The sequence below is a fragment of the Pseudomonas sp. B21-047 genome (genome assembly GCF_024748775.1).
In the GTDB taxonomy this organism is placed as follows: Bacteria; Pseudomonadota; Gammaproteobacteria; order Pseudomonadales; family Pseudomonadaceae; genus Aquipseudomonas; species Aquipseudomonas capeferrum.
The window spans coordinates 1,623,974-1,648,923 of record NZ_CP087169.1 but is presented as its reverse complement, the minus strand read 5'-3'; the positions used below and the strand labels follow the sequence as shown (position 1 = coordinate 1,648,923).

Here is a 24,950-nt window from a genome sequence, read left to right as displayed (position 1 = left end):
TCATGGGCGCGGCTCCTCGGCAGCCTGGTCGGCACCTTCGGCGGTGGCCAGGTGCACACCACCCTGCCCCACCAGCAGCAAGCCGCCCGTGGACAGGCCAGTGACGCCGGCCAGGGCGATGCGGTCGGCGCGGTTGTAGACGCTGAAAGTTTGCCCGTCGTCATGGCTGCGCAACACACTGCCGCCGTTACCGACCAGCACCACGCTGCCATCCTCGACAAGCGTAGCGCTTGCCAGGCCGAATTCGAGTGCGCCGCGCGCGGCCTTGAGCGCGATCGGCTGCCAGCTGTCACCGAAGTCCGTTGAACGGAACAGGTTGCCGCGCAGGCCGTAGGCCAGCAGGGTCTGCGGCTGGGCGGTGCCGATCACGCCGAACAACGAGCCATCGTAAGGGCCGTCGACCTTGGCCCAGGCCTGGCCGTTGTCGCTGGAGCGGAACATGCTGCCCTGCTCGCCGACAATGAACAGGCCGGCTTCCTTGATCACGGCGATGCCGTTGAGGTGAAACTGGTCGGGGTTGTCCAGCCGCTCGGCGACGTCCTGCCAGTGCTGGCCGCCGTCGCGGGTTTCCAGCAAGGCGCCATAGGCACCTACGGCAAAACCGTGCTGGGCGTCGAGGAAGGTGACATCGAGCAACGGGGCTTCACGGGTAAGGTCTTCGAACTGCTTGCTCCAGGTCGCGCCGCCGTCGGTGCTGGCGAGGATCTGCGCATCATGGCCGACTGCCCAGCCACGCTTGTCGTCGAGAAAAAACACGGCGGTGAGCAGTTGCCGGGTGGGCACCCGCGCCTGGGTCCAGGTCTTGCCCTGGTCGTCGGAGAACAGGATATGACCGCGATCGCCCACCACTACCAGGCGCTTGCCGGCGTGGACGGCGTCGATCAGCAGGCTCTGGCTGGCCTTGGCCGATTCGGTCGAGTATTCGTCGGCGGCAGCGGCTTCGACGCTGCCCGTCCACATTCCCAATGCCAGCGCCAGCATCGCACCGGCGGCCAGCGGCCAGGCACCACGCCTGGGCTGCGCCATCAGCTGCTCCCTCATGACTGTCCCCTGTTGTGTTCTTCTTAGTGGGTCAATGCCTTGCAGGTACTGCGAAAAGCCTGTGGTAGAGGCCTGCAATAGCTTGAGGGGATCGTAGCGGGGAACGTTGCGCGGATACAACGAGCGGGACGTTATGTTTTGTTAAGCACATGAAAGGCTGGGGCCGCTTTGCGGCCCCACTGGCAATCAAGCCAGGCTCTTGCTCACCACTTCATACACATCACTGGACAGCGCCCCAGAAGCGAGGATCCGCTCCAGTTCGCCCTTCATCAACGCCTGACGCGCAGCGTCATACTTGCGCCAGCGGGTCAGCGGTGCCAGTTGACGCGAAGCAATCTGCGGGTTCAGCGCATTCAGCTCGATCACCAGGTCTGCCAGGAAGCGATAGCCCGAACCATCCGCCGCATGGAAGTTGACCAGGTTCTGCCCGGCAAAGGCACCAACCACCGCGCGCACCTTGTTCGGGTTTTTCAGGGTGAACGCCGGGTGCTGCATCAGCGCCTTGACCCGCGCCAGCCCGCCCGGCAGTGAGCTGGCGGCCTGCACGCTGAACCACTGGTCCATGACCAGCGGGTTGTCCTGGAAGTGCTCGGCAAAGGTTGCCAGCGCCTTGGCCCGCTCAGCCTCGAACGGCGAGTTGACCAGTACCGCCAGGGCCGTCAGGCGTTCGGTCATGTTGTCGCACTGGTCGAACTGCTCCAGGGTCGCTTCCAGCACCTGCGGCTTGCCGCTCAGCATCAGGTACGACAGGGCGATGTTCTGCAGGCTGCGGCGGGCGAAGTGCTCGGCCGAAGCGACGTAGGCCGTGCTGCGCGAGGCCTCGCGGTGCGCCTGATAGCGCGCCCACAGGCCATCGAACAACTGCTCGGCGATCTGCTGGCGAGCGAACTCGCGGGCGGCGTGGATGGCATCGACGTCGGCCACCTGGCTGATCTCGGTGAGGTAGGCCTCGCCCGGCAGCGACAGCATCTCGGCGACCATGGCAGCGTCCAGCGACGTGTTGCCCAGCACGGTGCCCAGCGCAGTGATCAGACGCTGGTCGAGCTTCAGCGCTTCGCCGCGCTGATGCTGGCCAATCAGCTCCTGCAGCACCTGCACCGACAGTTGCTGGCCCGCTTCCCAGCGGTTGAAGCCGTCGCTGTCATGCTGCATGAGGAACATCAGCTGGTCGCGGTCATACGGGAAGCTCAGCTTCACCGGCGCGCTGAAACCACGCAGCAGCGAGGGCAGCGGCTTGGCCGTGATGCCTTCGAAGGTGAAGGTCTGCTCGGCCTCGGTCACCGACAGCACGCGGCTGCTGCCGGCAGCGGCGGCTTCGCCGGCCAGGCGCAGTGACAGGTCGCTGCCTTCGGCATCCAGCAGGCCCAGTTCGACCGGGATCACGAACGGCAATTTGTCGGCCTTGTCCGGCGTCTGCGGGCAGCTCTGGCGGAACGTCAGGCTGTAGGTCTGGGCACCCGCGTCATAGGCTTCGCTCACCTCAAGGCGCGGCGTGCCGGCCTGGCTGTACCAGCGCTTGAACTGCGTCAGGTCGACGCCGTTGGCATCTTCCATGGCCTTGATGAAGTCGTCGGTGGTCACCGCCTGGCCATCGTGGCGTTCGAAGTACAGGTCGCTGCCCTTGCGGAAGCCCTCGGCGCCCAGCAGGGTGCGGACCATGCGCACCACTTCGGCACCCTTCTCGTACACGGTCAGGGTGTAGAAGTTGGAGATTTCGATGAAGCTGTCCGGGCGTACCGGGTGGGCCATGGGGCCGGCATCTTCCGCGAACTGGTGGGTACGCAGGTAGGCGACGTCCTCGATGCGCTTGACCGTGCGCGAGTTCATGTCGGCGCTGAACTCGGCGTCGCGGAACACCGTGAAGCCTTCCTTGAGCGACAGTTGGAACCAGTCGCGGCAAGTTACGCGGTTGCCCGACCAGTTGTGGAAGTACTCGTGGGCGACCACGCCTTCGACCCGCTGGTGGGCGGCGTCGGTGGCGGTTTCGGCGCGGGCCAGCACGCAGCTCGAGTTGAAGATGTTCAGGCCCTTGTTTTCCATGGCGCCCATGTTGAAGTCATTGACCGCGACGATCATGAAGATGTCCAGGTCATACTCACGGCCGTAGACTTCCTCGTCCCAGCGCATGGACTTCTTCAGGCTGACCATGGCGTGGTCGCACTTGTCGATGTTCTCGGGTTCGACGTAGATACGCAGGGTCACGTCGCGGCCCGACTGGCGCGTGAAGCTGTCCTCGACGCACCACAGGTCGCCGGCCACCAGGGCGAACAGGTAGGCCGGTTTCATGAACGGGTCTTCCCAGGTCGCCCAGTGCCGGCCCTCTTCAGCCGGCCCGCTGCCGATCGGGTTGCCGTTGGACAGCAGCACCGGGTAGCGATGCTGCTCGGCGATCACCGTGGTGGTGAAGGTGCTCATCACATCCGGGCGGTCGAGGTAATAGGTGATCTTGCGAAAGCCCTCGGCCTCGCACTGGGTGCAGAACATCTTGCCGGACTTGTACAGGCCTTCCAGCGCGGTGTTGCTCTCGGGGTGGATCTTCACGCTGGTGTCGAGGGTGAAGCGCTCGGCCTTGGGGTGGACCGTCAGGCTGTCGGCTTCAAGCTGGTAGTCGCTTGGCTGCAGCTCCTGATCGTCCAGCGAGGCGCGCAGCAGTTCGAGCTGCTGGCCGTCGAGCACCAGTGGCGGCAGGCCGGCACCGCGTGCCGGGTTGCGGCGCATGACCAGTTGCGCATGGACCAGGGTGTGGTCCTCGAACAGCTCGAAGGTCAGGTGCGTCTCGTCGATCAGGTACTCGGGCGCCTGGTAGTCCTTGAGGTAGATCACTTGCGGTTGTTCGGTACGCATGTGCAGGTCCTTTTTACTGGAGCACGGCCAACTGGTAGGCCGTGTACTTGCGAATGTTGATCACGCCGGTGTCGAAAATCAGGTACTGGCCCTTGATGCCCAGCAGCGTGCCTTCCACCACCGGGTTCTTGTCCAGGTTGAAGCTGACGATCTTCGTCGGGTAGGCCTCGACCGGGTAACGCATCTGCACCACTTCGGCATCCGGCAGCAGCTGCAGCGCCTGCAGGCCAAAGCGTGCCTGCAGCTCGCGCAGGCCGTCGGCGCAGGCATCGAAGATCTGTTCGCGGATGGCGACCAGGTCCAGCACTTCGGCGTCGCCCTTGAGCAGTGCACGCCAGTTGGTGCGGTCGGGTACCTGGCTGCGCAGCACGTCTTCGACCAGACCTGATTGCTGGCGGGTGGCCACGCGCATGATCGGCAGGGCCTGGCTGGCACCCTGGTCGAGCCAGCGGGTGGGCAGTTGGGTGGCGCGGGTGATGCCGACCTTGACCCCCGACGAGTTGGCCAGGTAGACCACGTGGTCGGTCATGCAGAACTGCTCGCCCCAGGACGGCTCGCGGCAGGTGCCGGCGTCGTAGTGGCAGCGTTCCGGGGCCATGATGCAAATGTCGCACTGGGCCAGCTTGGTCATGCACGGGTAGCAGTAACCCTGGCTGAAGCTGGTCTTGGTGCGCTTGCCGCAATGGCTGCAATGAATGGCGCCGAGGTACTCCAGGCGCAGGCGCTGGCCGATCAACGGGTTGACCGGTACCTGCTCCTCACCCAGGCGAAAGCTGTATTGCACGACCGGTGCTTCCAGGCGCACTGCCATCTTGCTCAAAGAGCCACGAGCGAGTTCGATCAATGTACCGAGTCCGACTTGAACAGAATGTTAGCGATCGGCGCCGACTTCGACGCGCATTCCTGCGGGCCCATGTAACCGGTGCGCTGATCTTCGGGGAGGTTTTGCATCTCCCAGGCGATCACGGCCTGCAACGACAGCTCTTTCTGTTCGACAGTGAGCTTGCGGCCATCGGACCATTTACCGATCTCCACGGCCGTTTTCAGGCTCTCGTAGATTTCGGGGGTAATGTTTTCGATCATTTGCGCGAAAGTGGACATAGCGTCTCCTAATTCAAGCCGACAGTTTACGCCGGGCCATCCCGCCACCCAAGAGCCCTGTCAGGCATCCGATGAGCAACCCGCCAACGTGGGCGGCATTGGCGATCTGGCCAAAGCCGAGCTGGCCGACCACCCCGGTCAGGCACACCACCAGCCAGATAAGCATCATCACCAGCACGCCCTTGGGCAGGTTGAAGTGCGGGTTGGGCGCCAGCCACTGGTACAGCCAGATATGCCCAAGCAAGCCGTAGAGCACGCCAGACAGGCCGCCGAACAGGCTCGGGCCGCTGGTGTAGTGCTGGGCCAGGTTGGACACCAGGCTGAACAACAGGGTCAGGCCCAGCAACAGCCACGGGCCCTGGCGCAGTTCGATGCGCTTGCCCAGCTCCCAGTACCACAGGCTGTTCATGGCCAGGTGCAGCACGCCGAAGTGCAGCAGCATCGGTGACACCAGGCGCCACCATTGGCCCTCGGCGAGGCCTTGGGCCAGTGGGGTGAAGTACAGGTAGTCGCCTTGTACGCGGAAATCGAGGAAGGTGAACCAGCCGATGGTCGAGAAGTTTTCGCCAAGGCTGGTGAGGCCCGCGACGATGAAGCACAGCAGCAGGATCACGGTGGTGACCTTGCAGGCTTTTGCCTGGTCCTTCAGGGAGGGCTGGGTGGCGGCAGTCGCGGTTGAAGCCGCTGCCATTGGCGCCTGGGCAAGCTCAAGGTCGGCGTTGCCGTCCGGGAAGCGCTGGTAGAGTTGCAGCACGTCTTCGGCCAGGGTATCGGGCGCCCAGAGCACCTGGGCATCGCCTTCTTCGCTGACCCGGTGCGGCACCTGCAAGCGCTGCAGCAGATGGACGAAGCCGCTGAGGTCGACCGACAGCGGCAGGCGCATCACTTCGATTATGTTCATTGATTGGCCTGTGGGCGATCGACGTCGACCCAGACGAACTTGTGCGGGTCGATCCGGGTTTCATCATCCAGCCGATAGGCTGCCAGCTTGCCATAGAGCACGGCGCTGTAGTCCAGGCAGGCCAGGTTGTCGCGTATCGGCGCCGGGCGGCCGCTGCGCCAGTAATGGCCGACGAACAGCAAGGGTTGGTCCTCGGCGTAGCGCAGCAGGGCGTTCTTCTGGGTATGGCTGAGCGGCGTGCTGGCGACTGCCTCGGGCAGGGCATCGGGCTGGAACACGATGTCGCCATAGGTTTGCGGGTCTTCTTCCCAGAATTTGGTGCGGAAGAAGGCGCGGGTCAGGCCATCGCCACCGGTCAGGGTCAGCCCGTCCGGCAGGCGCATGTCGGTGCCCCGCAGCAGGCGATTGCACACCGTGGCGGCGAAACTGCCGGGCACGGCCGAGGCCTGGATGAAGTGTTGGTCGATGCGCCCATTCGGATATTGCTGGCGTAGCGGCTCGATCAACCGGGGGTCCCAGCAGGCGTGCACCAGGCGGAAGCGCCCGGCGTCGACGAACAGCGGCAATTCATAGAACCAGTTGACGAAGTCATGCCAGTCGCCGGGGTGGTGGGCGAACTGGGTCAGGGTCTCGTCGATCAGCCGGGCGTGACGTGGCGTGTGCTCGCGCACATGGGCCTTGCCGCTGCCGGGCAGGGCCGGGGTAACCCAGCCCAGGGCGTTGTACTCATGGTTGCCCATGATGCAGAACGCCTGACCGGCCTCGACCATGTCGTGCACGATGTGCAAGGCCTCACGGATACGCGGCCCACGGTCAACGATGTCGCCGAGGAACAGTGCCTGGCGCCGTGGGTGGCGCCAGACGCCCGCCACACGCTTGTAACCCAGGGCGTCGAGCAGGCGTTCAAGGGTCAGCGCACAACCATGCACGTCACCGATGATGTCGAAACTTCGCGCCGGATCGAGCATCAGTCGTCCCTGCTGCCAAGGCGGCTGCCCCAGCCGAGTTTGGTACGGCAGACTTCGTAGTAATTGTGGTCCAGCGGATGGATCAGGCGCAGTTTCTGCGGCTTCTTGCTCACCGTGATGGTGTCGCCGGGGGCGCAGGTGAAGTGGTTCTGGCCGTCACAGGAGACCTGCGGATAGATCTGCAGGTCCTTGGCCACGACGATCTTCAGTTCGCTGTTGCCGTCCACCACGATAGGCCGGCCCGACAGGGTATGCGGGTACATCGGCACGATGACGATGGCGTCGAGCTTGGGGTGCATGATCGGGCCGCCCGCCGACAACGCATAGGCGGTCGAGCCGGTCGGGGTGGCGACGATCAGGCCGTCGGCCTTCTGGCTGCAGACGAACTGGCCATCGATGTAGATCTCGAACTCGATCATCCGCGTCGATTTGCCGGGGTGCAGGACCACATCGTTGAGCGCATCGCCCTGGCCGATGGCCTCGTGGTGCCGGCGCACTTCGGCCTGCAACAGGAAGCGGTTTTCTACCAGGTAGTGGCCGTCGAGCACTTCGGCGACCTTTTCTTCCAGCTCGTCGGGGCGGATATCGGTAAGAAAGCCCAGGTTGCCGCGGTTGATGCCCAGCACCGGAATGTTGTGCCGGGCCAAGGCGCGGGCGGCGCCGAGCAGGCTGCCATCACCACCAACGACGATGACCAGGTCGCAGACCTCGCCCAGCAGCTTGCGCGTGGACGTCTGCAGGCCGTGGCCGGGCAGCACTTCGGCGATGGTGTCCTCGAGGATCACATGCAGGTGGCGCTCGATGAGGAATTTTTTCAGTCGGCGAATGGTGTCGAGCACCTGTGAGCTGCCAAGGCGTCCGATGATACCGATATTGCGAAATTGCTCCATGGGGCTCCTGCGAGGCTCTGCGGCGGGTGACTATGCGCCGATTATGGGCGAAACGACCGGGCAGCGGCAAACCGGCTATGCTCGCTGGATGATGCCCTTCGCCGAACTCCACGACTTGCCCCGCCAGTTGCGCCGCCCTGCCGTGCGCGACCTGGCCTGGGCACTGCTGTCCCCACCGCTGCTCAGCGCCCCGCCCTGCCCCCAGCGCCACCCGCTGGCAGGCAGTGGCTGGGCCGATGAGCCGCAGCGCCTGAAAGCCTGGTTGTTGGCCTTGGATGCCGATGACCAGCCGCTGCGTGACGGGCTGGCGAGGCTGACCAGCCGGCGCCTGGGGCTTTACTACGAAAGCCTGTGGCAGTTCGCCCTGGGCCAGGCGCCGGGTATCGAGCTGCTGGCGGCCAACCTGGCGATCCGCGAAGGTGGGCGCACGCTGGGCGAGCTGGATATCTTGCTGCGCGACGCTGAAGGCACCCACCACCTGGAGCTGGCGATCAAGCTTTACCTGGGGCCGGACCACAGCGGTGGTCGCGACCCCGCACAGTGGCTCGGGCCGGGGTGTTACGACCGATTGGGCAGCAAGCTGGCGCACCTGGCCGGGCATCAGTTGCCCATGTCTAGTGGTGCGCACAGCCGTGTGGCGCTGGCCGGGCTTGGCGTGCAGCAGGTGCAGGCGCATCTGTGGCTTGCGGGTTATCTGTTCTACCCATGGCCTGGGCATGCAGAACCGCCTGAGGGGGCCAACCCGCTGCATCTGCGCGGGCGTTGGTTACGCCGGCGGGATTGGCCAAGGGCCACAGCTGAACGTTGGCAGCCCCTGCCGCGCAATGCCTGGCTGGCGCCAGCGCGGGTCACGGCTGAGGCGTGCTGGACAGTGCAGCAGTTCGAGGCTTGGCTGGCGGGGTTGGATGAGCAGGCGCCGGCGCAGATGCTGGTCAGGTTGCACATGCAGGCCGATGGGGCCTGGCATGAAGTAGAGCGGGTATTTTTGGTGGCCGATGGCTGGCCGGCGCTGAGCGAGTAGGTGGGTTTGTGCGCAGGGCTTGAGGTTTGTGGCGCCCCCCCCCCAGAAGATCGAGCGCCGCCCGCGCGGCGCTCGATCTCGTAGGCGCTGAAAACCTCAAGCCATTCCCCACCGGCCAAACACCTTTCACCGACCCAGCGCAAAGCATCCCCTCAAATCAGCAGTTACAGTTACCCGTGAGCGCCAGCAAGAGCGCCACCTTAAACCTGATGACGAGGATCAAGCATGGTTTCACTCACCCCGACGCCTCATTACGCGCGCCTGTCCATCGCCCTGCACTGGCTGATGCTGGTGCTGCTGGCCGCCGTCTATGCCTGCATCGAGTTTCGCGGCCTGTTCCCCAAGGACAGCGCTGAGCGCAACCTGATGAAGGACCTGCACTTCATGCTGGGCCTGACGGTGTTCGTGCTGGTCTGGCTGCGCCTGGCGGTACGCCTGAGCCGCCCCACCCCGCCCATTCTGCCCAAGCCCCCTGCATGGCAGACCGGCCTTGCCCACCTGATGCACCTGGCACTGTACCTGTTGATGATCGGCCTGCCCCTGGCCGGCTGGCTGATTCTCAGCGCCGCCGACAAGCCGGTACCCTTCTATGGCCTCGAGCTGCCCCACCTGATCGGCGCAGACCCGGACCAAGCCAAGTTCATCAAAGGCTGGCATGAGCGCGTCGGCAGTTGGGGTTACTGGCTGATCGGCCTGCATGCGCTGGCCGGGCTGTATCACCACTACGTGCAACGCGACAACACGCTGCTGCGCATGCTGCCCTACAAGTAACCGCGTCGGCCTTGCAGGCCACCGGTGTGCAGCACGAGCAGGCGGGTGCCGGGCGGGAATACGCCGGCCTCGACCTGCTCACGCAGCGCCAGCAAGGCCTTGCCGGTGTAGAGCGCTTCGAGCGGCACGCCGGTGCTGCGCTCGCAGGCGTCGATGAACCCCAACAGTTCGTCGTCGACCCGGGCAAAGCCGCCCCGGCAGGCATCGTGCAGCCTATAACCACTGTCGCCGACCAGTTGGCTCACATTCTCCGCCACGCCATGATCGCCTGGCACCGCCAGCGCGCCGTGCACGTCATGCGCGCCGGCCTCTGCCAGCACCAGGCCAGCCAGCGTGGTACCGGTACCCACGGCCAGCCACCAGGCGCTGTAATCGTCCCAACCGATGCCGGCGAGCTGTGCACGCGCTTGCTCGACGATCAAACCGCAGCCTTGCGCGCCCGCCATGCCGCCACCGCCTTCGGGGATGCAGTGCCAGCCGGGGTAACGTGCCTGCCAGGGTTGCCAGAACCCCGCTTCATGGCGGGCACGGTAGCCACCATAGCCCAGCCAGTGCACGTGCATGCCCAGCGTCTGCAGATCACGCACCGTCGGGGTGTCCTGGGCATGGCCACGCAGCAAGCCGGCGGTGGCGAAGCCAAACCGTTTGCCGGCGGCAGCCAGGGCGTGCAAGTGGTTGGAGTGGCTACCGCCCAGGCTGATCAGGCCGGGGGCGCCTGCTTCATGGGCTTGTGCAAGGTGGTGGCGCAGCTTGAACCACTTGTTGCCGCTGATCAGGGGGTCGATCAGGTCCAGGCGCAAGATGGCAGCTTCGACATTGGCGTTTTGTAGCCAAGGCAGGGTCAGGGGGTGCAGAGGGGCCTGGGGGAGGTTCAAGAAATCGATGGACATGGATCGGGGCCTGAGGCTGATTCATCAGTCTATCAGTGAAACAGCGGGGGGCCGCAAAGCAGCCCCCGGCCCTATCAAAGCTCGGCAGCCAGGCGCGAGCCTTGGTTGATCGCCCGCTTGGCATCCAGCTCCGCTGCCACGTCCGCGCCGCCGATCAAATGCACCGACTGCCCTGCGGTCACCAGCCCGTCGTACAACTCACGCAGCGGCTCTTGCCCGGCGCAGATCACCACGTTGTCCACCGCCAGCAGTTGCGGCTCACCGCCGCCGACACGAATGTGCAAACCGGCGTCGTCGATATTCAGGTATTCAACGCCATTGAGCATCTGCACCTGTTTGTTCTTCAGCCCTGCGCGGTGGATCCAGCCGGTGGTCTTGCCCAGACCGTCACCTACCTTGGACGCCTTGCGCTGCAGCAGGAACACCTGGCGTGCCGGCGCGTGCGGCGCGGCCTTGATTCCGGCCACGCCACCGCGGGCCTCAAGCTGGGTGTCGATGCCCCACTCTTTCCAGAACGCGTCACGGTCCTGGCTGCTGGCCACACCCTGATGCACCAAGTATTCGGACACATCGAAACCGATACCGCCGGCCCCAATCACCGCGACGGCCGCGCCGACCGGCTTGCGTTCGAGCAGCACATCCAGGTAGCTGAGCACCTTGGCGTGCTCCACCCCCGGGATCGCTGGGGTGCGTGGCGCGATACCCGTGGCCAGGATGACCTCGTCGAAGCCGCCGTCCACCAGCGCCTGTACATCGACGCGGGTGTTCAGGCGCACGTCCACGCCTGTGCTGCTGAGCTTGTTGGCAAAGTAGCGCAGGGTCTCGAAGAACTCTTCCTTGCCCGGCACCCGCTTGGCCACGTTGAACTGCCCACCGATCTCGCCAGCGGCATCGAACAGCGTCACCTGGTGGCCACGCTCAGCGGCCACAGTGGCGGCCGCCAGGCCGGCTGGGCCTGCACCGACCACGGCAATACGCTTCACCGCGCGCACAGGCAGGTAGTTGAGCTCAGTCTCGTGGCAGGCGCGCGGGTTGACCAGACAACTGGTCAGCTTGCCGCCAAAGGTGTGGTCCAGGCAGGCCTGGTTGCAGCCGATGCAGGTGTTGATTTGATCAGCGTGCCCGGCGGCGGCCTTGTTGACGAAGTCCGGGTCGGCCAGGAACGGCCTCGCCATGGAGACCATATCGGCGTCGCCTTCGGCGAGCACCGCCTCGGCCACTTCCGGGGTGTTGATACGGTTGGTGGTGATCAGCGGAATGTTCACCGCCCCCCGCAGCTTGGCGGTGACCTTGCTGAACGCCGCACGCGGCACCTTGGTGGCGATGGTCGGGATGCGCGCCTCGTGCCAACCGATGCCGGTGTTGATCAGGGTCGCACCGGCCTGCTCGATGGCTTTGGCCAACAGCTCGATTTCATCCCAGGAGCTGCCACCCTCGACCAGATCGAGCATCGACAGGCGGAAGATGATGATGAAGTTCGGGCCCACGGCCTCACGTACGCGGCTGACGATTTCCACGGCCAAGCGCATGCGGTTGGCGTAGCTGCCACCCCAGCGGTCGGTGCGGTGGTTGGTGTGGGCAGCGAGGAACTGGTTGATGAAATAGCCTTCCGAACCCATTACCTCGACGCCATCGTAGCCCGCGCGCTGGGCCAGTACGGCGCAATTGACGAAGTCGGCGATCTGCTTCTCGATGCCCGCTTCGTCCAGCTCCTTGGGCTTGAACGGGTTGATCGGTGCCTGGATGGCACTCGGCGCGACCTGGCGCGGGCTGTAGGCGTAGCGCCCGGCATGCAGGATCTGCAGGCAGATCTTGCCGCCCGCGGCGTGTACCGCGTCAGTCACGATGCGGTGCTTGTCGGCTTCTTCTTCGGTGCTGAGCTTGGCGGCGCCAGAATAGACCCCACCTTCATCATTGGGCGCGATGCCGCCGGTGACCATCAGGCCGACACCACCCCGGGCGCGCTCGGCAAAATAGGCCGCCATGCGCTCGAAACCACCGGGCCGCTCTTCAAGGCCGGTGTGCATCGAGCCCATCAGGGTGCGATTGCGCAAGGTGGTGAAGCCGAGGTCGAGCGGTGCGAGCAGGTGCGGATAAAGGTCGGCAGCCATGGAAGGTCCCCATGTGGCGTGATCACGGAATGCGGGTACCTCGCCTGCCGGCGGGCCCGTCGTTTATCTGCCGATGACATTAAACAGGCGTTTGAACAGGCTCAATGATCGAAACTGACAACTTATTGATCCTGCCTCACAGCACGGCTACCCTAGACAACTCTGACTTCCAAGGCGCAGTACCGCTTCATGCGAAAACTCCTGGCAAGCGCCTTGGCGCTGGTGATGATCGCCGCCGTGTGCGGCTACGGCTTCTGGACCCAGCAGCGCCCGGAGGGCCATTACCTGTCCGACCTGCGCATCGAGCTCGCGCTCAACCATGGCGTGCCGGGCGAACACGGCAACCTGCTGGGCGTCGAGCCGCTGCTTTACCCAAGTGACTACCAGAACCTGCAGCGCCTGCACCGCAAGCTCTCGGCCTATCTGCAGCAGGCCCGAATGCAGGGGCTGGTTGGCCCACGCACGGTGGTGGTGTTGCCGGAGCACATCGGCACCTGGCTGTGGGCGCGCGGCGAAAAGAACGAGCTGTACCAGGTCACGCAGAGCCGCGAGGCCTTGCAATGGCTGGAGCTGAGCAACCCGCTGCGCTATGGCCTGGCGATGCTGCGCGCCAACGCCGACGACTGGCGCACCGACGCGCACCTGCGCATGAAGGCCGAGCAGATGGCCGCCGACTATCAGCAGCTGTTCGGTGGCCTGGCCAAGGAGTTTGGGGTAACCCTGGTGGCTGGCTCTATCGTGCTCCCTGCCCCTTATGTCAAACAGGGCGTGCTGCACGCCGGCAGTGGCCCGCTGTACAACAGCAGCGTGGTGTTTGCCGGCGACGGCTCGCTGCTGGGCCAGCCCCAGCGCCAGCAGTACCCAGACAGCGAAATGCGCCGCTACATCCATGATGGCCGCCAGCACCCGCTGCAGGTCCTGCAAACCCCCGCCGGGCGCCTCGGTGTACTGATCGGCAGTGACAGCTGGTACCCGGAAAACCACCAGCAACTGGAGCAACAGTCGGTCCAACTGATCGCCAACCCGGTGTTCCTCAGCGGCAAAGGTAGCTGGCAGGCGCCCTGGCGCGGCAACCGCCACCAGCAAGCGGCGGCCGAGCTTGCCTTGCAGCGTGGCGAGGTAAGCGAGCAAACCGCCTGGCAGCGCCTGACCCAGGCGGCTGGCGCAGGTGTCAGCAGCATGAGCGTGTTCATGCGCGGGCAGTTCTGGGAGCAGGCCGGCGACGGCCAGGGCTTTGCCCATCAATCGGGCGAACTGCTGGCGGGCAACCCTAGCCAGGGCGCCCGCCTGCTGAACCTGTGGTTGTGACCCCGTGGCCCGCCCCCGCGTGCGCCTGGGTGACTTGTCGGTAGGCTTCGTCCAGCCATTGGCCGAGGCTGTGCGCGCGCTGGGCCACGACCCAGCGCCCCTGCTGCAGCGCTATGGCCTCGATGCTGCGCGCCTGGCCGAAGCGGGCGCACGCTTGTCGATCCCCCGCTACATGCACCTTGGGCATGCCGCCATCGCGCTCTGCGCAGACCCAGCCCTGGGCCTGCACATGGGGCGCCTCAGCCGCCTGGCCCATGCCGGCCTGGCGGGCATCACGGCGGCCCAGGCGCCCACCCTGGGCGAAGCGGCGCGCACCTTGCTGCGCTTCGAGCCGTTGTACGCTGCCAACTACCGAGGCCACTCAAGCTTTCAGGAAGATGCCCAGGGCGCCTGGCTGCGCTTCTACTCCATCAGCCCGTACAACACGTACAACCGTTTCGTGGTCGATTCGTTGCTCGCCGGCTGGCTGGCACAACTGGGCGACCTGACAGGCACCGTGCTGCAGGCCGAACGGCTGGATATTGAATTTGCAGCGCCTGACTATGCCACTCAGTATCAGCCGCTGTGCTGTACTCCGGTGCAGTTCGCAGCCGCTGGCAATCAACTGCGCCTGAGCCGCGCCACGCTACAGATAGCCAACCCGCAGCATTGCCCGAGCACCTGGCAGCACCTGCTGCAACTCTGCGAAGCCGAGTTGCTCCAGCGCACACGGGTACGCAGCCTGGGTGAACGCATCACGCACCTGCTCGGCCCGTTACTCAATGGCGGCCGCGAACCGGACCTGGACGAAGTGGCCCAGAGCCTGCAACTGCCCACCTGGACATTGCGGCGCAAGCTGGCTGAGGAGGGCACGCGCTTTCGCGACGTGCTGAACGAGACACGGCGCGACCTGGCCGAAACCTACATCCGTGACACGGCGCTGGCTTTCGGCGAAATCGCTTATCTGCTGGGGTTTGCTTCGGCAGAGGCTTTCCAGCGCGCATTCAAGCGCTGGACCGGCCTCACGCCGGGGGAGTTTCGCCGCAGTCAGCGGCAGGCCGGCTAAAGCTCAGTGGCGTCCTCGGCAGGTTCCGGGGTATCCAGTTCGTATGCCTGGAACTCGAGCAGCTCTTCCTGATATTCGTCCATTGCCCTGCGTCCTCTTTTCTCATCTGTCTTCGTAGGTGTCGCCTTCAACCTAAGCAGGTTGGGTGAAGGAATGATGACAAGCTCATGAGAAGTAAACGTAGCAGGTATCGAACGCGCTATCGGCGCCCGTCTGTAACAGGGAATGTGTGCTGTGCCCGCGCGTAGCCGCAGGCGCAAAGAGGCTCAGAGGGTGGCCGGCGGGGCTTCAGCAGGTTGCGCCTGGATCGGTGCCGGCTCTGCCGGCGGTGCTACAGGTTGCGAGCCCTGGCTGTCATTGACCACAGGCGCCGCTGGCACCTCGGCGGCCGGGGCAACGGCGGCAGGCGCTGGGGCGGCTGCGGGAACCGCTGCTGGGGCGGCAGCCGCCTGCTCTGGCAGCCCCAGGTCAACTGCGGGCTTTTCTACCTTCGGCGCAGGCGCCTCAGGCTCGACCTTGGCCTTGCTGACCTTCTTGGGCTTGGGCAGATAGCTCTCCACCAGTGCGAAATACCGGTCGTAGAACTGCGCCGCAGTCACCGTCTCGCTGGCCACCTTGACCATCGAGTCGTCACTCGAACCGATCGGCATCGACACCGAACCCAGCACGCCCACACCCAGGCTGGCGGAGGTATTGGACTTCTTCAGGCTGTAGCGATCCTGCAGGGCGTTGGCGAACATGGTCGAACGCTGTTCGTCGCTCACGTCTGGCGCGCAGGTGACGTTGAAACTGATCTGCAGGTGGTTTTCGCTGTTCTGCTGGAAGCTCTTGTTGCCGGTAACCTGGTTGGCACCGCTGCTGGTGATGATATAGCCCTGGCTGAGCAAGGCACGGCGAGCGGCCTCGCAGGAGCCGGCATCGGTCACCGGAAAGCTGCGCGAGAACGTCCCCGAGTCGTCGAAGTTCTCGTGCTCGTAGATGGCCGTTTTTTTCGAGGAACAACCGGTCACGCCCGCCAGCACCAGGGCCAGCCCGAGCGCACCAAAGACGGATGATCTGGTCATTGCGAATTCCGGGTAAGTCGAGAAGGTGCCTATTGTGCATCAGCGCGCACAGACACTGAAACCGTTCATCCGTGAAGAGTCTGTCAGCTTCGTGTAAAGGTGGCCAAGCAGGCCGTGAAAACGAAAAAAGCGACCCTAAGGTCGCTTTTCACGTTGCTTCGAGGTGTTCAGGGCCTCGAGGCGAAGATGGCGCAGCGGACGGGACTCGAACCCGCGACCCCCGGCGTGACAGGCCGGTATTCTAACCGACTGAACTACCGCTGCGTATCGCTTGGGCTTGCGCCCGGTGAAACCTGCTTTGCCTGCTTACTGGCCAGAGGCACAGTTTTATCAGGCACAAAAAAAGCGACACGTTGATCGCTCTTTTTGTTGCTTCGAGGCGTTCAAGGGGCCTCGAAACGAAGATGGCGCAGCGGACGGGACTCGAACCCGCGACCCCCGGCGTGACAGGCCGGTATTCTAACCGACTGAACTACCGCTGCGTATCATTCAGGCTTGCGCCCGATTGAAACTGGGATCGACCTCAGGCATATTTGCCTTTCGGTCTCAGACCGGTGCAAGGCACCCATCTGTTACTAAAAAGTGGCGCAGCGGACGGGACTCGAACCCGCGACCCCCGGCGTGACAGGCCGGTATTCTAACCGACTGAACTACCGCTGCGCATAATGGCTTATCAGGCCTTGTTCCTCTCTGGCGATCGGCTTCTTTCGAAGCGTCTTGCGTCAGGAACGCTCAGGAAGTGGTGGGTGATGACGGGATCGAACCGCCGACCCTCTGCTTGTAAGGCAGATGCTCTCCCGGCTGAGCTAATCACCCCCGCGATGTTGCTTGTTGCGTTTGCTTCGCTGAGGCCGCGAAATTTACGCAGGTACCGATGCTAAGTCAATACCCCCATTGAATTTTTTTTCAAAAAAGGCAAAAAAGCGGTTTCCACACCCTGTGCCATTTGGGTTGTTCCTGTTGGCGTGTTCAAGGGCAAGCCTGCTGCCATCGCTACACCACTGGCATAGGCGCCGCCGAAAAAACAAAAAAGGGGCCTTCTCGGCCCCTTTCCTTTACAACTCATAGTGTTACAGCTCAGGTGTAGATCATCTTGCGGGTCATGCCGCCATCGACCACAAACTCCTGGCCGGTGACGAACGCCGCTTGGCGCGACAGCAGCCAGGCCACCATCGCCGCAACGTCTTCCACCGTCCCTACCCTGCCCGTCGGGTGCTGGGCATGGTCGGCTTCGGTCAACGGCTCGGCACGGCGCTGGGAAGGGTCACGCGCATCGATCCAGCCCGGGCTCACCGCATTCACGCGGATCTCCGGGCCCAGGCTCATGGCCAAGGCATGGGTCAAAGCCACCAGGCCGCCCTTGCTCGCCGCGTAGGCCTCGGTGTCAGGCTCGGATTGCCGCGCACGGGTCGAGGTCAGGTTGACGATCGCCCCATTGTGCGCACGCAGGTACGGCGCACAATGCTTGGCCAGCAGCATCGGGCCATTGAGGTTGACCGCCAGCACCCGGTTCCATTGCGCCAGGCTCAGGCTTTCCAGCGTCTGGTTATGCGGGTTGGCGATCGCTGCATTGCACACCAGCGCGTCCAGCCGCCCGAACTGCCCCAGTACCTCGGACACCCCGGCACTGACCTGCGCCTCGTCGGCAACGTCCATGGTGATGAACCAGGCATTGTCACCCAACGCCTTGGCTACCTTGGCCCCACGCGGGCGGTCCAGGTCGCTTAGCACCACCTGCCAGCCTTCACAGATCAACCAGGCGGCAATCCCCAAGCCGATACCGCGAGCGGCACCGGTCACCAGGGCTACCCGACCGTTATGGCCCGGTGCACCGCCTCTGATTTCAATCACAGTGCCGCCAGCCCGCGTGCAAGGTCAGCCTGCAGGTCAGCGACATCTTCCAGGCCCACGGCAACGCGGATCAGGCTGTCGCGGATACCCGCCGCTTCACGCTCCTGCGGCGACAGACGGCCATGGGAGGTGGTGGCCGGGTGGGCGATGGTGGTCTTGCTGTCGCCCAGGTTGGTGGTGATAGAGATCATCCGCGTGGCGTCGATAAAGCGCCAGGCGCCCTCTTTGCCACCCTTCACCTCAAAGCTCACCACGGCGCCAAAGCCGCTCATCTGGCGCTTGGCCAGCGCGTGCTGCGGGTGGCTTGGCAGGCCGGCGTAATGCACCTTCTCGATGCCGTCCTGCTGCTCCAGCCATTCGGCCAGTACCTGGGCGCTCTCGCAGTGCGCACGCATGCGCAAACGAAGGGTTTCCAGGCCTTTGGTGAAGATCCAGGCGTTGAACGGGCTGAGGGTCGGGCCTGCGGTACGCAGGAAGCCCACCACTTCTTTCATCTGCTCGCTACGCCCCGCCACCACGCCGCCCATGCAACGGCCCTGGCCGTCGATGAACTTGGTCGCCGAGTGGAACACGATGTCAGCGCCAAGCTTGAGCGGCTGCTGCAGCGCCGGGGTGCTGAAGCAGTTGTCCACCACCAGCATGGCACCACCGGCGTGGGCGATTTCGCTGAGGGCGGCGATATCGACCAGCTCGGCCAACGGGTTGGACGGCGACTCGACGATCAGCAGCTTGGTATTGGCCTTGATGGCCTTTTCCCAACCGCCAAGGTCGACCAGCGGCACGTAGTCCACCTGCACACCAAAGCGTTTGAAGTACTTCTCGAACAGGCTGATGGTCGAGCCGAACACGCTCTGCGATACCAGTACATGGTCGCCCGCGCTGCACAGCGACATCACCACCGCCAGGATTGCCGCCATGCCGGTGGAGGTGCCCACGGCCTGTTCGGCGCCTTCCATGGCCGCCAGGCGCTCCTCGAAGGCGCGCACGGACGGGTTGGTGTAACGCGAATAGACGTTACCCGGCGTTTCGCCAGCAAAGCGTGCCGCCGCATCGGCGGCCGTACGAAACACATAGCTGGAGGTCAGGAACATCGCTTCGCTGTGCTCGCCCTCCGGTGTACGGTGTTGCCCGGCGCGCACCGCCAGGGTGTCGAAACCGACACCCTCGAGGTCACTGTCCAGGCGCCCGGCATCCCATTGATCCGTCATGCCGTCGCTCCCTAATCAGTTGTTGTAGAGGTCGATGATCGCGCTGACCGCCTGGGTCTTCACCTTGGCCAGATCGTTACGGGCCTGCTCGATACGCTCGAGGTAGGCCGCGTCGATGTCGCCGGTGACGTACTCACCGTTGAACACCGCGCAATCGAAGTGCTCGATCTTGATCTTGCCGCCACCGACCGATTCGATCAGGTCAGGCAGGTCCTGATAGATCAGCCAGTCGGCGCCGATCAACTCGGCCACCTGGTCGGTGGTGCGGTTGTGGGCGATCAGTTCGTGAGCGCTCGGCATGTCGATGCCGTAGACGTTGGGATAGCGTACCGCAGGGGCTGCGGAGCAGAAGTAGACGTTTTTGGCGCCCGCTTCGCGGGCCATCTGGATGATCTGCTTGCAGGTGGTGCCGCGCACGATCGAGTCGTCCACCAGCATCACGTTCTTGCCGCGGAATTCCAGCTCGATGGCATTGAGCTTCTGGCGCACCGACTTCTTGCGTGCGGCTTGGCCGGGCATGATGAAGGTACGGCCGATGTAGCGGTTCTTGACGAAGCCTTCGCGGAATTTGACGCCCAGGTGGTTGGCCAGCTCCAGGGCCGCAGTGCGGCTGGTGTCCGGGATCGGGATGACCACGTCGATGTCGTGCTCTGGGCGTTCGCGCTGGATCTTCTCGGCCAGCTTCTCACCCATGCGCAGGCGCGCCTTGTACACCGAGACGCCGTCCATGATCGAGTCCGGGCGGGCCAGGTAGACGTGTTCGAAGATGCACGGCTGCAGTTTCGGGCTCTTCGCGCACTGTTTGGTGTACAGCTGGCCTTCTTCGGTGATGTACACCGCTTCGCCCGGCGCCAGGTCGCGAATCAGGGTAAAGCCGAGCACGTCCAGGGCGACGCTTTCGGAAGCGATCATGTATTCCACGCCTTCGTCGGTGTGGCGCTGACCGAACACCACCGGGCGAATACCGTTCGGGTCACGGAAACCGACGATACCGTAGCCAGTGACCATCGCCACCACCGCGTAGCCACCGACGCAACGGCTGTGCACGTGAGAAACCGCAGCGAACACGTCTTCTTCGGTTGGCTGCAGCTTGCCGCGCACGGCCAGCTCGTGGGCGAACACGTTCAGCAGCACTTCCGAATCGGAGTTGGTGTTGACGTGGCGCAGGTCGGACTCGTAGATCTCCTTGGCCAACTGCTCGACGTTGGTCAGGTTGCCGTTGTGCGCCAGGGTAATGCCGTACGGCGAGTTGACGTAGAACGGCTGGGCCTCGGCCGAGGTCGAGCTGCCCGCGGTCGGGTAGCGCACGTGGCCGATGCCCATGTGGCCCACCAGGCGCTGCATGTGGCGCTGCTGGAAGACGTCGCGCACCAAGCCATTATCCTTGCGCAGGAATAACCGGCCGTCATGGCTGGTCACGATACCGGCAGCGTCCTGGCCGCGGTGCTGGAGGACCGTAAGCGCGTCATACAGCGCCTGATTGACGTTCGACTTACCGACGATACCGACGATGCCACACATGCGACGCAACCCCTACTTTGACGAAACTTGAGTGAATAGCGCTCAGGGCTTTGCGGGCCCGAGCAACTGTTCCTTGAACGGGAGATCAGCCGGTGTGCTGATCACCCCACTGGACATCCACTGGCTGGTGAAACCGAGAATCAGGTTTTTCGACCAGTCAGCGACCAAGAGAAATTGTGGTATCAGGCGTGATTCCTGCCACCAGGTGTCTTGTTGAACCGGCCCCAGGCTGAGCAGCCCGATGGCCACCACCACCAGCAAAGCCCCCCGCGCGGCGCCGAAGGCCATGCCGAGGAAACGATCGGTGCCGGACAGCCCGGTCACGCGGATCAGCTCGCCGATGAGGAAGTTGATCATGGCCCCCACCAGCAGGGTGGCGACAAATAGAATGGCGCAACCGGCGATGGTACGCATCGACGGTGTCTGGATATAGCTTTCAAGATACACCGAGAGCGAGCCACCGAACATCCAGGCAACCGCACCGGCAATGATCCAGATGAGCAAGGACAAGGCTTCCTTGACGAAGCCGCGCTTGAGACTGATCAGTGTGGAGACGGCGATGATCGCAATGATCGCCCAATCAACCCAGGTAAATGCCACGGTGCCGCCTACAGACGTTTGAGGCGGCGCATTTTATCAGAGCAGCGGGCTGGGAGTAAGCGGAATGTCGGGCCGATCAGCAACTGCGCGATACCTGTGGGAGCGGACCGCGCTGGCACCATCAACCGCGTTCAGGCTGGAAACGCATCACGAAGCCTTTGAGGCTGTGCTTGCGGTTGATTGCATCACGCACACGCTCGGCCTCGGCGCGTTCGATCAGCGGCCCGACATACACCCGGTTCATACCGCCTGCAGAGCGGATGTAGGCGTTGTAGCCCTGGCTGCGCAAGGTCTGCTGAAGGCTTTCTGCCCCCGCGCGGTTGGACAGGCTGGCCAGCTGGATGGACCAACTCACCGGCAACCCATTGACGTCGATTTTGGACGGCGTTGCGGGCTTGGCTGCTGCGACGGCAGGCGCCGGCGCAGCGGCGGGCTTGGTTTCCACCTTCTGTGCGGGCACTGACGGCTTGGCGGCCTGGGCCTGGGCCTGGGTCTGTGGCGACGGCGTGATCGGCTGGCTTGGCGTGCTCGCTGGCGCAGTAGCCTCGTCGATCACTACCGGGGGCTGCTGTGGCTCCTCAGGAATGACCTGAGGTTCCGGCACGGCGACCGGCTCCACCTTCACCTCGGGCAGGCTCGGCATGGCCGGTGCCTGCGGGGCTTCAACCCGTACCTGGCGCATCTCGTCCTCGCGGGTGAACAGCATCGGCAGGAAGATCACCGCCAGCGCCACCAGCACCAACGCACCGACCATGCGCTGTTTCATCCCTTTATCCAGCACTGCCATCTACTCAACCCTCCGGGGCCTGCCGCGCCAACCACTCCAGGGCCTGGGCGACACAGAAAAACGAACCGAACAGCAGGATCTGGTCATCCGCCGTCGCCTGCGCGCATTGCCCTTCGAGGGCGGCGTCGACGCTGGCATAAGACTTCACCGAGGCGCCGAGGTTCGTCAAGGCATTCGCCAGTTCTGCGGCCGGACGGCTGCGAGGTGTATCCAGTGGTGCCACCGCCCAGTCGTCGACCAGCCCCTGCAAGGGTTCGACAACGCCCTGCAGGTCCTTGTCAGCGAGCAGGCCGAACACCGCCAGGCGGCGCCCCTTGGGCGGTCGAGCGGCCAGGCGCCGCGCCAGGTAGGCGGCGGCATGCGGGTTATGCCCCACATCCAGCAGCAACTCCACCGGCGTGCCCTGCCAGTTCAGTTGGCGGCGATCGAGGCGCCCGGTGATGCGGGTATCGAGCAATGCCTGGCGGATTTGCCCGGCATCCCATGGCAGGCCCATCAACAAATAGGCCTGCAGGGCCAAGGTGGCGTTTTCCATGGGCAGGTCGAGCAATGGCAGATCGCGCAGCTCTACCCGGCCACCTTCGGCCGAGGTCCCGCGCCAGTGCCAGGCAGCGTCGCTGCTTGCCAGGTCGAAATCACGGCCACGCAAGTACAACGGCGCTGCCAGCTCCTGTGCCTTGTCCAGCAAGGGCTGCGGCGGGTCGAGGTCGCCACACAGCGCCGGCTTGCCGGCGCGGAAGATACCGGCCTTCTCGAAGGCGACGCACTCACGGGTATCACCCAGGTAGTCGACATGGTCGACGCCGATACTGGTTACCAGCGCCAGGTCGGCATCGACCACGTTCACGGTGTCCAGACGGCCACCGAGGCCCACTTCGAGCACCACGGCATCCAGCTTCGACTGGTAGAACAACCAGAACGCCGCCAGGGTGCCCATCTCGAAATAGGTCAGGGAAATTTCGCCCCGCGCCGCCTCGACGGCGGCGAAGGCATCGCACAGGCGCTCATCACTGGCCTCCTGGCCATCGATGAGCACCCGCTCGTTGTAACGCAACAGGTGCGGCGAGCTGTACACGCCAACCTTGAGCCCCTGGGCACGCAGCATCGCAGCGACGAAGGCACAGGTGGAGCCTTTGCCATTGGTACCGGTGACGGTTACCACGCGCGGCGCCAGCTTGCCCAGCGCAAGGCGGGCAAGCACGTTCTGCGAACGTTCCAGGCCCATGTCGATGGCCGATGGATGCAACTGTTCGAGGTAGGCGAGCCATTCGCCCAGGGATCTTTGTTTCATCACGCGACCGCAGCCGCCTCACGTGCCTGCTCCGGAGTTTGCTGGCCGGTCATCTGCGCCAGCAGGCGGGCCAGACGCGGGCGCAGCTCGCCACGGGAGATGATCAGGTCGATGGCGCCATGCTCCAACAGGAACTCGCTGCGCTGGAAGCCTTCTGGCAGCTTCTCGCGCACGGTCTGCTCGATCACGCGGGGGCCGGCAAAACCGATCAGTGCCTTTGGCTCGCCGACAATGACGTCGCCGAGCATCGCCAGGCTGGCGGAAACGCCGCCGTAGACCGGGTCGGTCAACACCGAAATGAACGGGATGCCTTCTTCACGCAGGCGCGCCAGCACGGCCGAGGTCTTGGCCATCTGCATCAGCGAGATCAGCGCTTCTTGCATGCGCGCACCGCCAGAGGCCGAGAAACAGACCATCGGGCAGCGGTTTTCCAGGGCGTAATTGGCGGCGCGCACGAAACGCTCACCGACGATGGCACCCATGGAGCCGCCCATGAAGGAGAATTCGAACGCACTGACCACGATTGGCATGCCCATCAGGGTGCCGCTCATGGAGATCAGGGCGTCTTTCTCGCCGGTCTGCTTCTGCGCACCGGTGAGGCGGTCCTTGTACTTCTTGCCATCGCGGAACTTCAGGCGGTCGACCGGCTCCAGCTCGGCGCCCAGTTCGGCACGGCCTTCGGCGTCGAGGAAGATGTCGATACGCGCACGTGCGCCGATGCGCATGTGGTGGTTGCACTTGGGGCAGACATCCAGGGTCTTTTCCAGCTCCGGACGATACAGCACGGCCTCGCAAGCCGGGCACTTGTGCCACAGGCCTTCAGGCACCGAGCTCTTTTTCACCTCGGAACGCATGATCGAAGGGATCAGTTTGTCGACTAACCAGTTGCTCATGCTTTCTTTCTCCAGTATCGGCGGGCGGGGGCCAGCGTGACCGGCCTGCCCTGCCCTTGAGCTCAATATCTTTTATGAAACGATGATGGACCGGCCGCCGGGGCTTCCTGCGCGCCGCTCCACCGTTAATGTATTGTTCGACCGTCGCACCGACGGCCGCCCCGTTGGGGCTGCGATAGCTATGGACGATGGTGCGCCGCCAACCGTCACATCCACTGTCACGCCTGTTTCACCGCGCGCATGAAGGCTTCGATCTTCGCCGCATCCTTGATGCCCTTGGCCTGTTCCACCCCGCCGCTGACATCCACCGCATAAGGCCGCACCTGGGCAATGGCCTGGCCGACATTCTGTGCAGACAGCCCACCGGCAAGGATGATCGGCTTGCTCAGGCGGGCCGGCACCAGCGACCAGTCGAAGGCCTCGCCAGTGCCCCCAGGTATGCCGGGCACGTAGGTGTCCAGCAGCACACCCCGGGCGCCAGCGTAAAGCCGACAGGCCGCCTCCAGGTCATCGCCTGGGCGCACCCGCAGGGCCTTGATCCAGGGGCGGTTGTAACCCTCGCAGTCTTGCGGGGTTTCGTCGCCGTGGAACTGTAGCAGGTCCAGCGGAACCACTTCGAGGATCTCGTTCAGCTCGCAGCGCGAGGCGTTGACGAACAGCCCGACCGTGGTCACGAATGGCGGCAGCTCGGCAATGATCGCACGCGCCTGGCGCACGTCCACGGCGCGCGGGCTCTTGGCGTAGAACACGAAGCCGATGGCATCAGCCCCCGCCTCGGCGGCAGCCAGCGCGTCTTCGATGCGGGTAATACCGCAGATCTTGCTGCGAACGTTGCTCATGGACT

General features: G+C 64.3%; 22 protein-coding genes and 4 tRNA genes. 4 read left to right on the top strand and 22 right to left on the bottom strand.

What is annotated here, in order from left to right; translation table 11 throughout:
* From LOY26_RS07595 to LOY26_RS07565, 7 genes are all read right to left on the bottom strand, one after another.
* Nucleotides 1–1,041, bottom strand: coding sequence for a YCF48-related protein (locus LOY26_RS07595; RefSeq protein ID WP_186664105.1), 1,041 nt, complete (start codon nucleotides 1,039–1,041; stop codon nucleotides 1–3).
* Nucleotides 1,042–1,227: 186 nt separating this feature from the next.
* A complete protein-coding gene (gene pepN, locus LOY26_RS07590; RefSeq protein WP_258714545.1) occupies nucleotides 1,228–3,885 on the bottom strand; it encodes an aminopeptidase N in 2,658 nt (885 codons plus the stop codon).
* Between the two features lie 13 nt (nucleotides 3,886–3,898).
* On the bottom strand, nucleotides 3,899–4,729 hold the full coding sequence (locus tag LOY26_RS07585; protein WP_033700515.1) for a DUF2797 domain-containing protein: 831 nt from the start codon (nucleotides 4,727–4,729) through the stop codon (nucleotides 3,899–3,901).
* A complete protein-coding gene (locus tag LOY26_RS07580) occupies nucleotides 4,726–4,986 on the bottom strand; it encodes a YeaC family protein (protein WP_033700516.1) in 261 nt (86 codons plus the stop codon). Before LOY26_RS07580 ends, LOY26_RS07585 begins: the two co-directional genes overlap by 4 nt.
* Before the next feature lie 13 nt (nucleotides 4,987–4,999).
* Nucleotides 5,000–5,887 carry a rhomboid family intramembrane serine protease gene (locus LOY26_RS07575; protein ID WP_186653901.1) on the bottom strand — a complete coding sequence of 296 codons (888 nt, stop codon included), beginning with the start codon at nucleotides 5,885–5,887 and terminating at the stop codon, nucleotides 5,000–5,002.
* Entirely contained in the window at nucleotides 5,884–6,855 is a 972-nt protein-coding gene (locus tag LOY26_RS07570) for a metallophosphoesterase (protein WP_186653891.1), read from the bottom strand. The genes LOY26_RS07575 and LOY26_RS07570 overlap by 4 nt, the downstream gene beginning before the upstream one ends.
* A complete protein-coding gene (locus tag LOY26_RS07565) occupies nucleotides 6,855–7,745 on the bottom strand; it encodes an NAD(+) kinase (RefSeq protein WP_033700519.1) in 891 nt (296 codons plus the stop codon). Before LOY26_RS07565 ends, LOY26_RS07570 begins: the two co-directional genes overlap by 1 nt.
* On the opposite strand from LOY26_RS07565, the gene LOY26_RS07560 reads away from it, so the two are divergent.
* Both LOY26_RS07560 and LOY26_RS07555 read left to right on the top strand, forming a co-directional pair.
* Nucleotides 7,744–8,766, top strand: a complete 1,023-nt coding sequence (locus LOY26_RS07560) for a DUF1853 family protein (RefSeq protein WP_258714544.1) — start codon at nucleotides 7,744–7,746, stop codon at nucleotides 8,764–8,766. The two genes, LOY26_RS07565 and LOY26_RS07560, sit on opposite strands and share 2 nt — an antisense overlap.
* Nucleotides 8,767–8,991: 225 nt before the next feature.
* Complete coding sequence (locus LOY26_RS07555; protein WP_033700521.1) at nucleotides 8,992–9,537, top strand: cytochrome b; 546 nt, start codon at nucleotides 8,992–8,994, stop codon at nucleotides 9,535–9,537.
* Here the strand turns inward: LOY26_RS07555 and LOY26_RS07550 are convergent.
* Nucleotides 9,528–10,427, bottom strand: coding sequence for a 1-aminocyclopropane-1-carboxylate deaminase/D-cysteine desulfhydrase (locus tag LOY26_RS07550; RefSeq protein ID WP_189673401.1), 900 nt, complete (start codon nucleotides 10,425–10,427; stop codon nucleotides 9,528–9,530). The genes LOY26_RS07555 and LOY26_RS07550 overlap by 10 nt on opposite strands.
* Nucleotides 10,428–10,501: 74 nt before the next feature.
* Nucleotides 10,502–12,538: an NADPH-dependent 2,4-dienoyl-CoA reductase gene (locus LOY26_RS07545; RefSeq protein WP_258714543.1), complete on the bottom strand. Its 2,037-nt coding sequence runs from the start codon at nucleotides 12,536–12,538 to the stop codon at nucleotides 10,502–10,504.
* A gap of 189 nt (nucleotides 12,539–12,727) precedes the next feature.
* Here LOY26_RS07545 and LOY26_RS07540 point away from each other — a divergent pair, with 189 nt between their 5' ends.
* Nucleotides 12,728–13,846 carry a nitrilase-related carbon-nitrogen hydrolase gene (locus LOY26_RS07540; RefSeq protein ID WP_258714542.1) on the top strand — a complete coding sequence of 373 codons (1,119 nt, stop codon included), beginning with the start codon at nucleotides 12,728–12,730 and terminating at the stop codon, nucleotides 13,844–13,846.
* A gap of 4 nt (nucleotides 13,847–13,850) precedes the next feature.
* Nucleotides 13,851–14,891, top strand: coding sequence for an AraC family transcriptional regulator (locus LOY26_RS07535; RefSeq protein WP_186664097.1), 1,041 nt, complete (start codon nucleotides 13,851–13,853; stop codon nucleotides 14,889–14,891).
* 266 nt (nucleotides 14,892–15,157) lie between these two features.
* Here LOY26_RS07535 and LOY26_RS07530 read toward each other — a convergent pair whose 3' ends face one another.
* From LOY26_RS07530 to LOY26_RS07470, 13 genes are all read right to left on the bottom strand, one after another.
* Nucleotides 15,158–15,955, bottom strand: a complete 798-nt coding sequence (locus LOY26_RS07530; RefSeq protein ID WP_047583557.1) for a DUF2242 domain-containing protein — start codon at nucleotides 15,953–15,955, stop codon at nucleotides 15,158–15,160.
* 187 nt (nucleotides 15,956–16,142) lie between these two features.
* Nucleotides 16,143–16,219, bottom strand: a tRNA-Asp gene (locus tag LOY26_RS07525).
* 141 nt (nucleotides 16,220–16,360) lie between these two features.
* Nucleotides 16,361–16,437, bottom strand: a tRNA-Asp gene (locus LOY26_RS07520).
* A gap of 101 nt (nucleotides 16,438–16,538) precedes the next feature.
* Nucleotides 16,539–16,615: transfer RNA gene (locus LOY26_RS07515), tRNA-Asp, on the bottom strand.
* An 80-nt stretch (nucleotides 16,616–16,695) separates the two neighbouring features.
* A tRNA-Val gene (locus LOY26_RS07510) sits at nucleotides 16,696–16,771 on the bottom strand.
* Nucleotides 16,772–17,032: 261 nt separating this feature from the next.
* Nucleotides 17,033–17,806, bottom strand: coding sequence for an SDR family oxidoreductase (locus LOY26_RS07505; protein WP_033700527.1), 774 nt, complete (start codon nucleotides 17,804–17,806; stop codon nucleotides 17,033–17,035).
* On the bottom strand, nucleotides 17,803–19,014 hold the full coding sequence (locus tag LOY26_RS07500; protein ID WP_033700528.1) for an O-succinylhomoserine sulfhydrylase: 1,212 nt from the start codon (nucleotides 19,012–19,014) through the stop codon (nucleotides 17,803–17,805). The genes LOY26_RS07505 and LOY26_RS07500 overlap by 4 nt, the downstream gene beginning before the upstream one ends.
* Before the next feature lie 15 nt (nucleotides 19,015–19,029).
* Entirely contained in the window at nucleotides 19,030–20,535 is a 1,506-nt protein-coding gene (gene purF, locus LOY26_RS07495) for an amidophosphoribosyltransferase (RefSeq protein ID WP_033700529.1), read from the bottom strand.
* Nucleotides 20,536–20,577: 42 nt separating this feature from the next.
* Nucleotides 20,578–21,135, bottom strand: a complete 558-nt coding sequence (locus tag LOY26_RS07490; protein ID WP_033700530.1) for a CvpA family protein — start codon at nucleotides 21,133–21,135, stop codon at nucleotides 20,578–20,580.
* 121 nt (nucleotides 21,136–21,256) lie between these two features.
* Nucleotides 21,257–21,922: an SPOR domain-containing protein gene (locus LOY26_RS07485; protein ID WP_258714541.1), complete on the bottom strand. Its 666-nt coding sequence runs from the start codon at nucleotides 21,920–21,922 to the stop codon at nucleotides 21,257–21,259.
* A 4-nt stretch (nucleotides 21,923–21,926) separates the two neighbouring features.
* Complete coding sequence (gene folC, locus LOY26_RS07480) at nucleotides 21,927–23,213, bottom strand: bifunctional tetrahydrofolate synthase/dihydrofolate synthase (RefSeq protein WP_258714540.1); 1,287 nt, start codon at nucleotides 23,211–23,213, stop codon at nucleotides 21,927–21,929.
* Nucleotides 23,213–24,106 (bottom strand): acetyl-CoA carboxylase, carboxyltransferase subunit beta, encoded by an 894-nt coding sequence (gene accD / locus LOY26_RS07475; RefSeq protein WP_033700534.1) that lies wholly within the window; start codon nucleotides 24,104–24,106, stop codon nucleotides 23,213–23,215. The genes folC and accD overlap by 1 nt, the downstream gene beginning before the upstream one ends.
* Nucleotides 24,107–24,324: 218 nt before the next feature.
* Nucleotides 24,325–24,945, bottom strand: a complete 621-nt coding sequence (locus LOY26_RS07470) for a phosphoribosylanthranilate isomerase (RefSeq protein WP_186653871.1) — start codon at nucleotides 24,943–24,945, stop codon at nucleotides 24,325–24,327.
* Nucleotides 24,946–24,950: the final 5 nt, after the last annotated feature.

Coding starts and splice junctions, on each gene's coding strand:
- LOY26_RS07595 (WP_186664105.1), bottom strand. CDS start 1,041: ATGAGGGAGCAGCTGATGGCGCAGCCCAGGCGTGGTGCCTGGCCGCTG.
- pepN (WP_258714545.1), bottom strand. CDS start 3,885: ATGCGTACCGAACAACCGCAAGTGATCTACCTCAAGGACTACCAGGCG.
- LOY26_RS07580 (WP_033700516.1), bottom strand. CDS start 4,986: ATGTCCACTTTCGCGCAAATGATCGAAAACATTACCCCCGAAATCTAC.
- LOY26_RS07575 (WP_186653901.1), bottom strand. CDS start 5,887: ATGAACATAATCGAAGTGATGCGCCTGCCGCTGTCGGTCGACCTCAGC.
- LOY26_RS07570 (WP_186653891.1), bottom strand. CDS start 6,855: ATGCTCGATCCGGCGCGAAGTTTCGACATCATCGGTGACGTGCATGGT.
- LOY26_RS07560 (WP_258714544.1), top strand. CDS start 7,744: ATGGGGCTCCTGCGAGGCTCTGCGGCGGGTGACTATGCGCCGATTATG.
- LOY26_RS07565 (WP_033700519.1), bottom strand. CDS start 7,745: ATGGAGCAATTTCGCAATATCGGTATCATCGGACGCCTTGGCAGCTCA.
- LOY26_RS07555 (WP_033700521.1), top strand. CDS start 8,992: ATGGTTTCACTCACCCCGACGCCTCATTACGCGCGCCTGTCCATCGCC.
- LOY26_RS07550 (WP_189673401.1), bottom strand. CDS start 10,427: ATGTCCATCGATTTCTTGAACCTCCCCCAGGCCCCTCTGCACCCCCTG.
- LOY26_RS07545 (WP_258714543.1), bottom strand. CDS start 12,538: ATGGCTGCCGACCTTTATCCGCACCTGCTCGCACCGCTCGACCTCGGC.
- LOY26_RS07540 (WP_258714542.1), top strand. CDS start 12,728: ATGCGAAAACTCCTGGCAAGCGCCTTGGCGCTGGTGATGATCGCCGCC.
- LOY26_RS07530 (WP_047583557.1), bottom strand. CDS start 15,955: ATGACCAGATCATCCGTCTTTGGTGCGCTCGGGCTGGCCCTGGTGCTG.
- LOY26_RS07500 (WP_033700528.1), bottom strand. CDS start 19,014: ATGACGGATCAATGGGATGCCGGGCGCCTGGACAGTGACCTCGAGGGT.
- purF (WP_033700529.1), bottom strand. CDS start 20,535: ATGTGTGGCATCGTCGGTATCGTCGGTAAGTCGAACGTCAATCAGGCG.
- LOY26_RS07485 (WP_258714541.1), bottom strand. CDS start 21,922: ATGGCAGTGCTGGATAAAGGGATGAAACAGCGCATGGTCGGTGCGTTG.
- folC (WP_258714540.1), bottom strand. CDS start 23,213: ATGAAACAAAGATCCCTGGGCGAATGGCTCGCCTACCTCGAACAGTTG.
- accD (WP_033700534.1), bottom strand. CDS start 24,106: ATGAGCAACTGGTTAGTCGACAAACTGATCCCTTCGATCATGCGTTCC.
- LOY26_RS07470 (WP_186653871.1), bottom strand. CDS start 24,945: ATGAGCAACGTTCGCAGCAAGATCTGCGGTATTACCCGCATCGAAGAC.